Here is a 14,917-nt window from a genome sequence, read left to right as displayed (position 1 = left end):
AGCGCCCTTTAAGTTGTATCAAGAGGAACACCACTATGATGGTCATACGTTCAATCCGTGAAGACGATTTAGACGAACTTTATCGTTTGGCCGCACTCACAGGCGTCGGCTTTACATCACTGGTCGCCGATGAAGAGATTCTAAAACGTAAAATTGCGTTGTCACAAAACTCATTCAGCAAAGAAACCATTGCCGAACCCACTGATGAGTCGTACCTATTCGTGTTAGAAGACACGGAAACAGGCACCATTGTTGGTACATCTGGCTTGCTCGCAACGGTTGGTCTAGATGAGCCGTTTTACAGCTACCACCTGGGTACTATCACTCACTCTTCTCGTGAGCTGGGCATTCATAACATTCACCCAACATTGATTCTGAACAATGACTTTACTGGCGTCAGCGAAGTCTGCACTCTGTTTTTACAAGAGGACTACCGTCATTCTCGTAATGGACAATTGCTATCGAAATGCCGCTTTATGTTCCTTGCTCAGTTCCCCGAGCGATTCACGGAAAAAATCTTCGCAGAAATGCGTGGCGTATGCGACGAGCAAGGTGTATCCCCGCTGTGGGAAAGCCTAGGTCGCCAGTTCTTTTCCATCGACTTTGAAAGAGCGGATGAACTGACGGCACAAGGCAACAAGCAATTCATCGCCGAGCTGATGCCAAACAACCCAGTTTACGTGAACTTGCTACCTCAAGAAGCGCGCGATGTACTTGGTAAAGTCCATAAAAACACTGAACCTGCTCGTCGTTTGTTGGAACAAGAAGGCTTCCGTTTTGAAAACTACGTCGACATTTTCGATGGCGGCCCAACCCTAGAAGCACGTATCGAAGATATTCGTGCCGTACGCGATAGCCGTCTGGTCTTAGCAACGATTGGCCAACCGAAAAACACAGGTGAAGGCCAGCATTACCTAGTGTCCAACGCGAAACTGAATGACTTCCGTTGTATTTTGATCCAGCGAGCAACACCACCTGGCAGCGGACTCGTGCTGACGCAAGAGGAAGCCGATGCCCTCATGGTTCAGCACAAAGAGCCAATCCGAATCGTTGAACTACTGTCGCACACTCGCCATTAAACGAGCGCCAAGTTAAGGAGTTAGCATGAAACAGCAACACTACATCAATCAACAATGGGTCCAAGGTAACGGCCCAGCGTTTATCTCTACTGATCCAGCGGATGGCAGCCAAGTATGGCAAGGCAATGGCGCATCGGCAGAACAAGTCGACCAAGCCATCGCAAGCGCTCGCCAAGCTTTCCCAGCGTGGGCCAACCGCCCAATGGAAGAGCGTCTTAATATTATTGATCGCTTTGCTGAATTGGTGAAAGAAAACACTGAAGCCATCGCGTCACTGATCAGTCGTGAAACCGGTAAACCTATCTGGGAAACCCGTACCGAAGTGGCAGCCATGATTGGCAAAGTTGGGATTTCAAAGCAGGCATACAACGAACGTACTGGAACAAAATCCACTGACATGCCGGGAGCCACTGCAGTATTACGTCACCGCCCACATGGTGTTGTCGCTGTTTTTGGCCCTTATAACTTCCCTGCGCACTTACCCAATGGACACATTGTGCCAGCGTTAATCGCTGGTAATACCATTGTTTTTAAACCAAGTGAGTTAACGCCAGCCGTATCAGACCTAGTCTTACAGTTGTGGCACCAAGCAGGGATTCCTGCGGGCGTTTTGAACATGGTTCAAGGGGAACGTGAGACAGGGATTGCGCTAGCTAATCATGATGACATTGACGGCCTTTTCTTCACAGGTAGCCCTGAAGTTGGTCATGTGTTGCATAAACAGTTCTCAGGTCATCCGGGCAAAATCCTAGCCCTTGAAATGGGCGGCAACAACCCTCTGCTTGTTTCTGAAAAGACACAAGATATCCGTGCTGTGGTCTATGAAATCATTCAGTCAGCCTTTTTATCTGCTGGTCAACGCTGCACCTGCGCCCGTCGTCTGTTGCTACCAAAGGGGGCTCATGGTGATGCGATTCTTGCTCAATTAGCCACTGCCACTAAAGCTCTGAACGTTGACAGATTCGACGCTGAACCACAGCCATTTATGGGGCCAGTAGTCTCTGCTAAAGCTGCCGACGCTTTGCTACAAAACTACCTCAAACTTGTGACGCTAGGCGCCGAACCAGTCGTGCCTATGAACCGTGGTGATGCGAATACTGGCTTTGTCACACCAGGCATTGTTGATGCCACCAGCATTCTGTCCGAACTGCCAGATTTAGAATACTTTGGCCCACTGCTTACTGTGATTCGCTATGACTCCATGGAACAGGCAATGGACATTGCGAACCGTACTCGCTTTGGTTTATCGGCGGGCATTTTGTCCGATGAACGCAGTGAATACGAGTGGTTCTTGCAACATTCACGTGCAGGCATCATCAACTGGAACCGTCAGACGACAGGTGCGTCGAGCGCTGCCCCATTTGGTGGTACCGGTGCCAGCGGTAACCATAGAGCAAGTGCTTACTACGCGGCTGACTACTGTGCATACCCAGTAGCAAGCATCGAAGTAGAGGCATTGAACGTTCCTGATACTTTACCCAATGGCTTAACTCTGTAGTCGTATCATCAATCTTAGAGGTAATTATGAAACCAGCAATCGAAGCCAACTTTGATGGTTTAGTGGGACCAACCCACAACTACAGCGGCTTATCCTACGGTAACGTGGCATCATCCCTGAACTCTGCCAAACCATCCAACCCTAAAGCCGCTGCGCTGCAAGGGTTAACCAAAATGAAAGCTCTGGCAGACATGGGATTTGTACAAGGGGTCTTGGCTCCTCATGAGCGCCCACACATTCCAACGTTACGAGCATTAGGCTTTACTGGGACAGATCAGCAAATCCTCGCTGAAGCGGTTAGCAAAGCGCCAAAGCTTTTGGCGGCGGTAAGCTCGGCTTCCTGTATGTGGACGGCCAATGCGGCCACTGTATCACCAAGTGCCGACACCAAGGATAGCCGTGTGCACTTTACGCCGGCCAACCTTGTGAACAAATTTCACCGTTCTATTGAGCACACTGTGACAGGGCGTATCTTACAAGCCACCTTCCCTGATCGAGCGCATTTTGCGCACCACCCAGCTCTGCCAAGCGTCGATCACTTTGGTGATGAAGGGGCGGCTAACCATACTCGTTTCTGTTCAGACTATGGCAAACCAGGTGTCGAGTTATTTGTCTATGGCATGTCTGCTTTTAATACTGCAATGGCACGCCCACAACGTTTCCCTGCGCGCCACACCTTAGAAGCTTCTCAGGCGGTCGCAAGGAATCATGGCCTATCAGATCATGGAGCTGTATTCGTTCAGCAGCATCCAGATGTGATTGATGCAGGTGTCTTCCACAACGATGTCATTGCTGTTGGTAATGGCAACGTGCACTTTTATCATGAGAAAGCCTTCCTCGATACGGCGCAAATGCAATCCGACTTACGTCAAGCTTGGGGCGATCAAGAGAAGACGCTTTACTTTGTAGAAGTACCTAATGACGAAGTTTCGGTAGAAGACTGTGTGCAATCTTACCTTTTCAATAGCCAGCTATTGAGCAAAGCAGATGGCACCATGACACTGATCGTACCAGGTGAAGTGCAGCAAAATGAGCGCGTGTGGAGCTACTTACAGAAGCTTATCCAGCAAGATACGCCAATCAAAGAAGTCCAAGTGTTCGACTTGAAACAGAGTATGAGCAATGGTGGTGGACCCGCATGTTTGCGTCTTCGAGTGGCCATGACAGCGGAAGAAGTTGCGGCCGTAAACTCAGCGACCTTGATGAATGATGCTCTATACAACACGCTAACGTCTTGGGTAGAGAAACATTACCGAGATCGTTTGGTGGAAGCAGACTTGGCAGATCCAAGCCTACTAATGGAATCACGCCAAGCACTGGATGAACTCACGCAAATCCTACAGTTAGGCAGCGTTTACGAGTTCCAACAAGCGTAATGTTGTAACCGCAGGAGCAGCGTTTTTGATGGCGATGCTGCTCCTGCTTTTGTACGACCGCGGTCTCCGCGGGAATTGATTTGAGATTACGATGATGTTTCAGCAATTGTAGGACCGCGGTTTCCGCGGGAACATCATATGGGATTATAAGATCGTTCCCTCGCACAGCGAGGTCCTACAAAAGCATATCACTTAAAAGTGTTCGCCATTCTCGTAATAATCACGCCCTTGGATATCATGAAACAAGGTGGTGATATCTTGCCCAGCTTCAATCATAGGACGCAGCAGATCATCAATGGCTTGTGCCACTTTAGTTTTCACTTCAGCACCACGATCAAACCATAAAATTTCGATAAACGGGTAAGCGGGAGAAGCACCGCCCACCGCGAGGAATATAGAAGACTGATACTCTAGGGTGAAGTGCGAGTTAGGGGTATCGGTAAGTTCTGCTAACGTTTCAACTAACGTATCAGACACGGATTCTAAATCTTCAAATGGCAAACCACGTACGCGAATATGAGGCATCAGAGTAGACCTTTTATTAGTAAACGTTGCAGCAGTTTACCATTCATCGACATAGTCAAACGAGCGACTTTCTAGTACTTCGCCATCTTTAACAATATCGACTGACCATTTGCCATCAAAGCCTGGCATTAGGCGTTTACTCGACCAAACACGCCACCGATCACCGCCAATATCAAAGGGAATTTCAGCTTCGATGACACCGTCTAACTTCCAGACGTGTGTCACTTGGCCACCTTCCATATCACGCAGATCGGTAAAAAAGTAAACCCGTTGGATTTCACCGTATTCCACTTTGATCACATCCCCCAGCTCATCGATGGGTTCACGGTCTAAAACTTCCGAGGCAAATAGAGCACGCGCAACCGTTCCTTCCGCCATAGCAAATGGCACAGATAAGGTTGCAATACACAGCAGAATGGAGCGGATAAACGTGTGGTACATAGGAATCCCTACTCAGTCTATTAGATAAAATACCCTAACCCTATGAGAGTATCGCTTCAAGCTCTATTAAGTTAGCCTAAATTCCGCAGGACCACGCGTTTTTTATGTAGCAATATGCAATGTCCGAGCGAGGGCGCAAGTTTATCGAAGTGCGCCCCTATAACTCAAAGACTTTTACACATCTTAGCCTTTCTGACGATCAGCAAGAGGAGTTGAGAAAGTGTACTCCATATCCCATGGGAAACGGATCCAAGTATCTTGGCTCACTTCAGTAATAAAGGTGTCTACCAATGGCTTACCTGCAGGTTTCGCGTAAATCGTTGCGAAATGCGCTTTTGGCAGCATCTTACGGATTTCACGAGCCGTTTTACCCGTATCCACTAGGTCATCGATCAGGATATAACCTTCGCCGTCTCCTTCCACACCTTTAAGGATGCGTAGGTCGCCCTGTACATTAGCGGCACCGCCCTCTTCTGAAGAGTCATAGCTCACCACACAGATCGTATCGATCAAGCGAATATCCATCTCACGACATAAAATAGCAGCAGGAACAAGACCGCCTCGAGTGATCGCAATAATGCCTTTCCAAGGCCCTTGCTCAAGTAAGCGCCAAGACAAAGCGCGAGCGTCGCGATGTAATTCATGCCACGAGACAGGGAAATCTTTTGAGTAGGGGGTCATGGTGTGCTCCTCAGCTATCTAGTCAGCTCACTTTATGAGCAAAAATAATGCCCAAAAAGCAGTCAAGATCGGTTAAGCGGCGTATTTTAGACCAATCGGTTAAAGTTTTTCCATATAAAAACTACTGAAATCTGTGTAAATGATAGAAATCTTGATATTTACGACTTCAGCGCCATCGGTAACCCGGCTGTCACCAAGGTGACTTGGTCACAACAAGCCGCTAATCGTTGATTGAGCCCCCCTATTTCATCACCAAACCGCCGTGCTAGAGCATTCATCGGCATGATGCCTAATCCGACTTCTGCACTGACCAACACGATAGGCGATTCTACCGACTGAAGCGTTTCAAATAATGCTTCGCACTCCGCCTTAAATTGCGCTTCGTTTTCAGCACACAACAAATTCGTCATCCAAAGGGAGCAGCACTCAACAATAATACCGGCCTCAGGATGCTCATTAACGGCCGAGTTAATCGTCTGCGCTAACTGAATTGGCTCCTCAATGGTACACCAATGAGTAGGTCGATAAGACTGGTGCTTTGCCACTCGCTCAGCCATGCCTTCGTCCCAGACCTGTGAGGTTGCAATGTAAACCACCTGATCACGTTGTGCCGCGATCCAACGTTCAGCAAACTGACTTTTGCCGCTTCGAACACCGCCCAATACTAAATGCTTCATCCCAACTCCTTGAGTTGATGACCTTGTAATAGTCTTACTAAACCATGATTTAAGCGTTGCATCTCATGGCCTGCGGGTAATGATAGCCTCACCCAACCTTGCCCAAGGCGGATATGAATACCCACACTATGTAGCGCATGAACGGCCTTTAACGCCTGACCCTGTTCTAGTTGCCAAGTGTAAAATAAAGGCGTGTGCATCATGTCCTGAGAGTCAAATAAGGTGTTCAACTTAGGAACCATATTTGCCTCAAAATAGGCATGACGCTCAGTTAGCGATGCAAGCGATTCTGCTTGCCAATCTCTATCTTTGAGCGCTTGGGTGACTAAGTGCAGCGCGGGCGTCGCTACTGGCCAAGGGCCAACTAAAGACTTTGTTGACGCTGCAAACGCTTGATCGCCAAACATAAAACCAACACGAGCACCGGCCAATCCGAAAAACTTACCCACTGAGCGCAGCACAAAGCAACTTCGCGGCAGAGGCCCATTCAGCCAGCTCGCCTCGGGTGTCGCATCCAAAAAGGCTTCATCCAACACTAAGTAACGCTCAGAGGTTTCTAGTAGCACTTTTAACTGCTCAGATTGTGCTGATGTTAAGTATTGCCCCGAGGGGTTATTCGGTGAAATCACCACCGCAATATCCCACTCGTTAATCAAAAGCTCACTAACATCTTGGTATTCACGAACGTCATAACCCCATTTGCGCCAGCTAAAGCCATGCTCTTGATAGCCAACGGCTGGCACCCACACCTTTTTGCTTTTGGCGTGTTCAATCAACAGCGCGGGCAATATTTCAATAAACTGCTGCGTGCCCGCGCCAATGGCAAGTGGGGCTAAGCCGAAGTATTCGTTCGCCGCCTGTTGCAAAGCAAATGCATCCGGTAACTCATACCAAAGCTTGGCACTGTTTTCTAAGAAAGACTCAGGAATCGGCCAAGGTTCACGATTACAGGCCGAAGACAAATCTAACCAACGATCAGCACTATTCGGATCAAGGTTTTCACTGCGTAGAAAGGCTTCTAAATCACCACCATGCTTCGGTGGCTCTAATTCAAAATTCATAAATTATATTAATACCAAAATTAACAACGCCCATAGGTAGACACCTTTATCCACCAGCTCTACCGCCCGATCCAAGTCCCCTGCTTTAGGGTCTGGCCCTTCCCCTAAGGTAGGGCGCTGCTGGGCTTCACCAAAATAGATCGCTGTGCCGCCAAGAGAGACTTGCAAGGCACCAGCGCCCGCGGCCATCACAGGCCCAGCATTGGGACTTTTCCAACCACGGCCTTGATACCAAGCACAATGCAAAGCACGTTTGCCGCGCCCAAACAAAGCATAGGTCAGCACCACCAAACGAGCGGGGATAAAATTCAACACATCGTCTATGCGCGCCGCACACCAACCAAAGTGCAACAGATCAGGCTTTTTATAACCCCACATTGCATCCAGCGTATTCGACAAACGATATAAAATGGCACCAAAAGGCCCCAATACTAAGAACCAAAAAATCGGAGCAAATACCGCATCACTGCCATTTTCCAGCACGGATTCCATGCTCGCCTTAGCAATCTGAGTTTCATCGAGCTGTGAAGTATCACGACTAACAATGCGCCCTACGGCTTCACGTGCAGTTGTTAAATCTTGATCATGTAGAGGCTTCGCAATGGCAATGGCGTGCTCGCGCAAGCTTTGCCAACCGATGGTGAAATACAACACCACTGCGCCGAGCAACCATTCGAGCCAACTCGGTAGCATCCACAAAATCAGAGTCAGCACCATGGCACAAGGTAATACCGCCAAACTCCATGCCATGACGCCATTCAAGCGTTGTAACACTGGACTGGCCGATAGGGACACTTGCCAAGTTCGACGACAATAATTCGCCCAATTGCCAAACCAAATCAAAGGGTGCCATGACTGCGGTTCCCCAAGCCAGCGATCTAAAATCAACGCCCCAAGCAAGGCCAACGCAGTGCTTGAGCTAAACTCAAAAAGAAAATCCATCAGCTTGTCCGCAGTATCATTCAATTAACATTCGTTTTATTAATCCGTACGCTAATGCGCTAGAATTTCGCCTTATTGTAAACAATCGAACGGACAAACCCACATGCGTTTTTTTAATCTTATGGTGCAAGGTACTACTTCAGATGCGGGAAAGAGCACCTTGGTAACGGCTTTATGTCGCTTGATAAAAGAACGCGGACTGAATGTGGCACCGTTTAAACCGCAAAACATGGCGTTAAACAGCGCTGTCACCGCCGACGGCAAAGAAATCGGCCGAGCTCAAGCGGTGCAAGCCTATGCCGCAGGCCTTGAGCCCGATGTGCACATGAACCCTATTTTGCTTAAGCCTAATACAGACATCGGCGCTCAAGTGATTATTCAAGGCCACTCAGTGGGCAATATGAATGCGGTGGGTTATCACGAATACAAAACCATTGCGAAAAACGCTGCGCTGGACTCCTATCAGCGCCTTGCCGACCAATATGATTGTGTACTGATTGAAGGCGCAGGCAGTCCCGCCGAAATTAATCTTCGTGCTCGTGATATCGCCAACATGGGCTTTGCTGAAAGCATCGATTGTCCGGTGATTATCATCGCCGATATCGACAAAGGCGGCGTATTTGCTCATCTGGTGGGCACACTCGAGCTCCTTTCGCCAAGCGAGCAAGATCGTGTCATTGGCTTTGTGATTAACCGTTTCCGCGGTGATATTGCTTTGTTGCAATCAGGCCTTGATTGGCTTGAGGAACGAACCGGTAAACCGGTTCTTGGGGTGTTACCTTACTTAATGGGCTTCCATTTGGAATCCGAAGATGCTGTCGCTGCCAGCCCAACCAAACAAGGCTCAGAGACTAAATTGCACGTAGTGATTCCGGTGTTGCCACGCACCAGCAACCATACAGATTGGGACGCTTTACGCTTACACCCTAACGTACAAGTTACCTTGGTTCGTAAAAATGAGGTCATTCCTCCTGCCGATTTAGTGATTCTACCTGGTAGCAAAAGCGTGCAAAGCGATTTGGCCTTCCTACGTGAATTGGGTTGGGAAGACTACATTGCCCGCCACCTTCGTTACGGAGGCAAAGTACTGGGGATCTGTGGCGGCTTCCAAATGCTCGGCGAATACCTAGACGACCCACTAGGCATGGAAAACGCCGAGCCCTCCAGCGCCAAAGGCCTTGGTTATATTCCAATGCGCACAGAGCTAAAAGACGGCAAGCAACTGAAACAACGCACTGGCGTCATTTCATCTCTTGGAGATGCTTATATCAAAGGCTATGAAATCCACAGCGGTGTATCAGAGTTTCAGCAAAGTGTGCAACACTTTGCCACCCTTGAAAACGGCGAGTTAGAAGGCTACCTATCCAAAGATAAACAAATCATAGGTACCTACCTGCATGGTTTATTCGATGATAAACACGCTTTAAAAGCCCTGCTTGACTGGGCCGGAGCTGTCGACAGTAAGGACTTCGACTACGAAGCCTACCGCGAACAAGAAGTCGCCCGCCTTGCACAAAGCTGTGATGAGCATATGGATATCGATGGACTGATAGAACAATGTCGAGCCTTTCAGGAAAAGCGTTCGTAGAACCGTTTTTCTAGGACCTCGCTTTACGAGGGAACAACCTTGCATTCCCATATTCCGTTCCCGCGGGAACCGCGGTCCTACAATTACCGAAACCTCATCGCATGCCCGTATGTCGTTTCGCGATACCAAGCTTTGTAGGACCTCGCTTCGCGAGGGAACAACATCGTATTCCCGTATGCAGTTCCCGCGGGGACCGCGGTCCTACAATTACCAAAACAGCATCGCCTTCTCATATGCTGTCTCCGCGATCCTACGCAACTTCCTCTGGATGAGGCAGTTTCTTATTGCGGAATTTTTTTAGTGTCATTCGATAACGTGCTAACAAGATCATTGCCAAAATGGTTAAGCCAACCCCTAAACCAACGTATAAACCGCGCACATTTAACGTATCAGCCCATGGGCTTAGGTGAGCCAACCAATAGCCTAAAGGAATGCTTAGGCCAAATAACGAGACTGCCATGGCAATCATGCTGGAGCGGGTATCTCTAAAGCCGCGCAAAGCCCCAGTAAAGACGGTTTGTACCATGTCGGGGAATTGGTAGGTTGAGGAGATAAGTAGTATTCCCGCAGCCATGGCCGCGACCACTTCGTTAGAGCTGAATAAGAATGGAATGCGGTCATGAAAGCCTTGTGTGACGATAAAGCAGATCGACACGTAGCCAAGCCCTAGCGCAAGGATAATGCGTACCTTTTGTTGCACCGCTTCGATGCCATCAGTCGCCATGGCTTTTGCCACCACAATCGCGGTCACTGCACTCATGGCCATTAATGGAGTGAACAAGATCGTTGAGTAGGACATGACAATTTGCCCTGCGCCTAATGCAAGATCGCCAAACGCAGAGATCAACCACGTTAACGATGAGAACAAACCTATTTCAAAGGAGAATGCAAAACCTGCTGGCAAGCCAACACCAAAAAGGATGCCAGGGTTGCGCACATAGTACCAGTCAATACGGCTGAACAAAGTATCCCCGTTGACTCGCAGGTCGTAAAATACAAACACCAATAACGATAACCATACGGATGCCGCTGAGGCAATCGCCGCACCACTTGCTCCCATTTCAGGAAAGCCAAAGTTTCCGTAAATCAGTAGATAGTTAAAAATGATATTGAGGATCAAACTTAACGTGGCCACCAGCAATGGAACACGTGGCTTGCCCGCTGCCTCAAACAAGTTTTTATAGGATGTCATTAGGGCCAACGCCATAAACGTTGGCGAAAAGAGGTATAAATACTGTGCTGTCACGCGCTGCGTTTCCGCTTCGCTAGCCATCATCTGAGCCGCCATGGGGAGCAACGTGACGCTTAAAATAGCGCCAATTGCGCCCAATATAAGTGACAAACCAAATGCTTGGGACATGTATAGATTCACAAGCTTACGTTGACGCCCATGAAGATGACGAGTGATTAAAGGCGTGAGCCCAAAGGTTACACCGATCATAAAACAGGCAACGGGACTCCATAGGCTTGAAGCCAAGCCAACTGCCGCCAGATGCAACGAATCGTAATGTCCAAGCATCATTGTATCCACAATGCTAATGGACAACTCAAGCGTCATCGTAAGAATCATCGGAAAGAGCAAATGCAGGATTTCACTCAAGGAAGGGTAACGTTTTGCAAACTGTGAAAACATGGTAGCGAGCAGACTTATTTAGGGATAACGTTCAGATGCGGCGAATTTATCACCAACCGGTCAACTTTGCACGGCTCCCCAGTGAACTTGCACCAATTGTGTGCTTTTCAAGGTCAAAATAAGTGATATTATCTTGCCCGAGCACATCGTAACGCCTCACTTAAAAGCCGAAAAACAAAACAGGATCAATGGATTATGACCATTTTATCGACATTAGGCCCTCTCCTTGCTGCACTGCTTGTCGGTTATTGGGTTCCCGTTAAAACGTTGACACCAGAGCGCGTTGCTCGCGGCTTGAGTCAGCTCACTTATGTCATATTAGGGTTGATTGGTTACAGTATTGGCGCATTGGATAATTTGGCTTCAAAGATCGTCATTGCAGGCTATCAAGCCGTCGTTTTATTTATCGCTATCACGATAATTCCGCTATGTGCTTTGTGGATAAGCGGCAAAGTTTTCCACGCTGGGGCGAGCAAAGTGCAGCATGTGGATAACCAACAATCCACTCGCCATGCTTTAATCGACGCAGCCAAAACGCTAGGGGGGGTTTTAGCTGGCGTAGCATTGGGCTGGCTCTTAAAAAGCTGGATTCCGAGCGTTGATGAACTCGTTACATGGTTACTTTACTTACTGCTGTTCTTAGTGGGCTGCCAACTTCGCCAAGGTAACTTCCGCTTGCGTAAGCTGTTCCTAAACACACAAGGTATGGCAATCGCCATCACCACAGTTTTAGCTACCTTACTCGCTGGCCTGATTGCAGGAGCTTTTTTGGGGCTGGAATGGAACAAAAGTCTGGCCGTGGTCTCAGGCTTTGGTTGGTACAGCTTATCAGGCATCCTTATCACAGGGCTGGGCGACCCAGTGCTCGGCACCACTGCCTTTCTACTGGATCTAGGGCGCGAGATCATCGCTTTAATGTTAATACCCGCATTCGCCAGAATTAACAGTCACCTATCCGTTGGCTACTCCGGAGCCACCGCCATGGACTTCACGTTACCCTTGCTGGGTAAAGTCCATGGCGCTGAAATCGTCCCAGTTTGTATCGCCAGCGGCTTTATAATGAGCTTCCTAGTACCCGTATTAATTCCGCTGTTTATGGGGATGTAAGCGCTTTTGTAGGATCTCGCTTCGTGAGGGAACAAACTCGCATACCCGCATGTCTTTCCCGCGGGAACCGCGGTCCTACAACTGCCGAAACATCATTGGATGCCCGCATGCCGTTCCAGCGGTAACAAAGTCTTGTAGGACCTCGCTTTGCGAGGGAACAACCTTGCATACCCGTATGCCTTTCCCGCGGGGACCGCGGTCCTACAACCCCATATGCCATTTTCGCGGGAACCGAGTTGCACCCCGCGATTCAAAGCTATTGTGTCACTTGTTTCCAAAGCCCTAAGATCGCGTCTTGGTCTTTGTCAGTCACACCTTCCGCTGCCAATGTCGCTTTAAGCTCTGTTTCAAAGTAGGCATCAAATTCTTCGGCACCTTCGCCTTCGATGGCACTGTGCAAGCCAAGTAGCCCTAGTAAGTAAGCACAGTAAAACAGTTGGTCGCCATCATCGGCTTGGTGTTCTAGTTCTCTTAGTTGTTCTGACAAGGCATCGGAACGTTCTGCGAATGTGATCATAATTTCCTCTCTGGCAATAGAAGAAAAGCCGAGTTCACGTCAGTGAACTCGGCTTTAGTAAAGTAATGCGCGTAAGCTTAAGGCTTAAGTTTCAATGTCTCAAGTGTACGCGAGCGAATCTCAAGTAATAGATCCGTGTTTTCTACGAGAGATTGACCGTAGGAAGGCACCATTTCTTTCATCTTCGCTTGCCACTCGTCTGACTTCATGCGGTCAGCAAAGCTGCGCTCGAGGATGTTGATCATGGTATTCACTGTTGTTGATGCACCTGGCGATGCCCCCAGTAAAGCAGCAATAGTGCCGTCTTCGGACACGATCGCTTCTGTACCAAACTCAAGTTTACCAGCACCATCTGGGCCTTTTTTAATGATCTGCACACGCTGCCCCGCGTACGCCAACGACCAATCTTTATCTTGAGCATCTGGGAAGAAGTTACGCAATGAATCACAACGATCTTTGTGAGACTGGCGCACTTCACTGATCAAATACTTAGTGAGATCCATGTTGTTTTTACCAACACTTAGCATGTTACCAAGGTTGTCAGAACGAACACTTTTCACTAGGTCAAACACCGAGCCTTGTTTCAAAAACTTGGTTGTGAAGCCTGCAAATGGACCAAACAGAATGGCTTTTTTACCATCGATGATACGTGTGTCCAAATGCGGTACAGACATCGGTGGTGCACCAATGGGTGCGGCACCATAAACTTTAGCGTGATGCTGCTCAACCAACTCTGGCTTTTCACACACCAACCACTGGCCACTCACAGGGAAGCCGCCGTAGCCTTTGCCTTCTTTGATTCCGGATTTCTGTAGCAATGGTAAAGCACCGCCACCAGCACCAAGGAAAACAAACTTCGCTTGGAACTCTCGACGCTGACCTTTTTGGTCAACAACCACTTTCCAAGAGCCATCTGCTTGCTGCTTTAGCTCTTCAACCTCGGCACTTAGCTCGATGTTCACAGCCTCTTGTGATTCAAGGAATGACGCCATATTACGTGCAATCGCACCAAAGTTAACATCTGAACCGTGCTCAATGCGTGTCGCCGCCAACGGCTCATCGCCAGTGCGGTTTTGCATAATCAATGGCATCCACTCCGCCATCGTTGCTTTGTCTTCGGTGTACTGCATCTCGCGAAACGCAGGGTGTGCGCTCATTGCTTCAAAACGAGACTTCAGTTTTTTCACGTTATCCTCACCCCAAACAAAGCTTTGGTGTGGTACGCGATTAATGAATTCTTCTGGGGCTGGTAAAAGACCTTTTTCGACTAGGTAAGACCAGAATTGTAAGCTAACTTCAAACGCGGCATTGATGTTAACGGCCTTATCGATGTTGGTCGAACCGTCTGCGTTAGGGGAAGTGTAATTCAGTTCACAGTAGGCTGCATGTCCAGTACCAGCATTATTCCAACCGTCCGTACTTTCTTGTGCAACTTTGTCCAGACGCTCAACCATGGTAATGGATAGTGAAGGGTCAAGCTGTTTCAGTAACATGCCAAGGGTGGTGCTCATGGCACCGCCGCCAACGAGTAGTACATCTACAATATTTGAGGTCATATGAGTTCGCCGTGTCATAGCCAGTTGTAGTTTGAGAGTAATCAGGAAAAGGGCTGTTAACCATCTATAAGGGAAGGTGCGAATACGAACCAATACAGACGCATTCGGACTGTCCCTCTGCAATCTGGGTAAAGATCATTGCATTTCCTCATTACTCCCCTAACGAACGCGGTTCAAAACAGAAATACGCCGCTTTGAACGAAAGCGATCAACCTTGCAAGGGTTTTGAGCAGGTG

14 protein-coding genes are annotated in these 14,917 nt (G+C 48.5%); 5 read left to right on the top strand and 9 right to left on the bottom strand.

What is annotated here, in order from left to right; translation table 11 throughout:
• Window positions 1–35: 35 nt before the first annotated feature.
• Genes astA through astB form a run of 3 tightly spaced genes read left to right on the top strand, consistent with a single transcriptional unit; the run spans window position 36 to window position 3,953 of the window.
• Window positions 36–1,079 (top strand): arginine N-succinyltransferase, encoded by a 1,044-nt coding sequence (gene astA, locus C8D85_RS10045; RefSeq protein ID WP_133562268.1) that lies wholly within the window; start codon window positions 36–38, stop codon window positions 1,077–1,079.
• Window positions 1,080–1,104: 25 nt separating this feature from the next.
• A complete protein-coding gene (gene astD / locus C8D85_RS10040) occupies window positions 1,105–2,577 on the top strand; it encodes a succinylglutamate-semialdehyde dehydrogenase (protein ID WP_133562266.1) in 1,473 nt (490 codons plus the stop codon).
• Window positions 2,578–2,603: 26 nt separating this feature from the next.
• On the top strand, window positions 2,604–3,953 hold the full coding sequence (gene astB, locus C8D85_RS10035; protein ID WP_133562264.1) for an N-succinylarginine dihydrolase: 1,350 nt from the start codon (window positions 2,604–2,606) through the stop codon (window positions 3,951–3,953).
• Window positions 3,954–4,145: 192 nt separating this feature from the next.
• On the opposite strand, the gene C8D85_RS10030 is transcribed toward astB, so the two are convergent.
• The 6 genes from C8D85_RS10030 to cbiB all read right to left on the bottom strand — a co-directional run bounded on the left by C8D85_RS10030 (window position 4,146) and on the right by cbiB (window position 8,280).
• On the bottom strand, window positions 4,146–4,478 hold the full coding sequence (locus tag C8D85_RS10030; protein WP_133562263.1) for a DUF1904 family protein: 333 nt from the start codon (window positions 4,476–4,478) through the stop codon (window positions 4,146–4,148).
• Window positions 4,479–4,514: 36 nt separating this feature from the next.
• Entirely contained in the window at window positions 4,515–4,919 is a 405-nt protein-coding gene (locus tag C8D85_RS10025; protein ID WP_133562261.1) for a DUF2914 domain-containing protein, read from the bottom strand.
• Between the two features lie 183 nt (window positions 4,920–5,102).
• The gene (gene gpt, locus C8D85_RS10020) at window positions 5,103–5,600 is read right to left on the bottom strand and encodes a xanthine phosphoribosyltransferase (protein WP_133562259.1); all 498 of its coding nucleotides are present in this window, start codon (window positions 5,598–5,600) and stop codon (window positions 5,103–5,105) included.
• Between the two features lie 158 nt (window positions 5,601–5,758).
• Complete coding sequence (gene cobU / locus C8D85_RS10015) at window positions 5,759–6,277, bottom strand: bifunctional adenosylcobinamide kinase/adenosylcobinamide-phosphate guanylyltransferase (RefSeq protein WP_133562257.1); 519 nt, start codon at window positions 6,275–6,277, stop codon at window positions 5,759–5,761.
• Window positions 6,274–7,338, bottom strand: coding sequence for an aminotransferase class I/II-fold pyridoxal phosphate-dependent enzyme (locus tag C8D85_RS10010; protein ID WP_133562255.1), 1,065 nt, complete (start codon window positions 7,336–7,338; stop codon window positions 6,274–6,276). The genes cobU and C8D85_RS10010 overlap by 4 nt, the downstream gene beginning before the upstream one ends.
• A gap of 3 nt (window positions 7,339–7,341) precedes the next feature.
• Entirely contained in the window at window positions 7,342–8,280 is a 939-nt protein-coding gene (gene cbiB, locus C8D85_RS10005) for an adenosylcobinamide-phosphate synthase CbiB (protein WP_133562252.1), read from the bottom strand.
• Window positions 8,281–8,383: 103 nt separating this feature from the next.
• Between cbiB and C8D85_RS10000 the strand changes: the two genes are divergently transcribed.
• A complete protein-coding gene (locus C8D85_RS10000) occupies window positions 8,384–9,868 on the top strand; it encodes a cobyric acid synthase (protein ID WP_133562250.1) in 1,485 nt (494 codons plus the stop codon).
• A gap of 250 nt (window positions 9,869–10,118) precedes the next feature.
• On the opposite strand, the gene C8D85_RS09995 is transcribed toward C8D85_RS10000, so the two are convergent.
• Window positions 10,119–11,501, bottom strand: coding sequence for an MATE family efflux transporter (locus tag C8D85_RS09995; protein ID WP_244936987.1), 1,383 nt, complete (start codon window positions 11,499–11,501; stop codon window positions 10,119–10,121).
• 195 nt (window positions 11,502–11,696) lie between these two features.
• Here C8D85_RS09995 and C8D85_RS09990 point away from each other — a divergent pair, with 195 nt between their 5' ends.
• Window positions 11,697–12,608 (top strand): LysO family transporter, encoded by a 912-nt coding sequence (locus C8D85_RS09990; protein ID WP_133562248.1) that lies wholly within the window; start codon window positions 11,697–11,699, stop codon window positions 12,606–12,608.
• Window positions 12,609–12,864: 256 nt separating this feature from the next.
• Here C8D85_RS09990 and C8D85_RS09985 read toward each other — a convergent pair whose 3' ends face one another.
• Complete coding sequence (locus C8D85_RS09985) at window positions 12,865–13,125, bottom strand: hypothetical protein (RefSeq protein ID WP_244936986.1); 261 nt, start codon at window positions 13,123–13,125, stop codon at window positions 12,865–12,867.
• Between the two features lie 77 nt (window positions 13,126–13,202).
• Complete coding sequence (gene mqo / locus C8D85_RS09980) at window positions 13,203–14,723, bottom strand: malate dehydrogenase (quinone) (RefSeq protein WP_280524923.1); 1,521 nt, start codon at window positions 14,721–14,723, stop codon at window positions 13,203–13,205.
• Window positions 14,724–14,917: the final 194 nt, after the last annotated feature.

Origin of the sequence: Marinomonas communis, assembly GCF_004363305.1 — a bacterium.
Lineage (GTDB): Bacteria > Pseudomonadota > Gammaproteobacteria > Pseudomonadales > Marinomonadaceae > Marinomonas > Marinomonas communis.
This window is presented reverse-complemented; position numbering and strand designations above follow the sequence as displayed.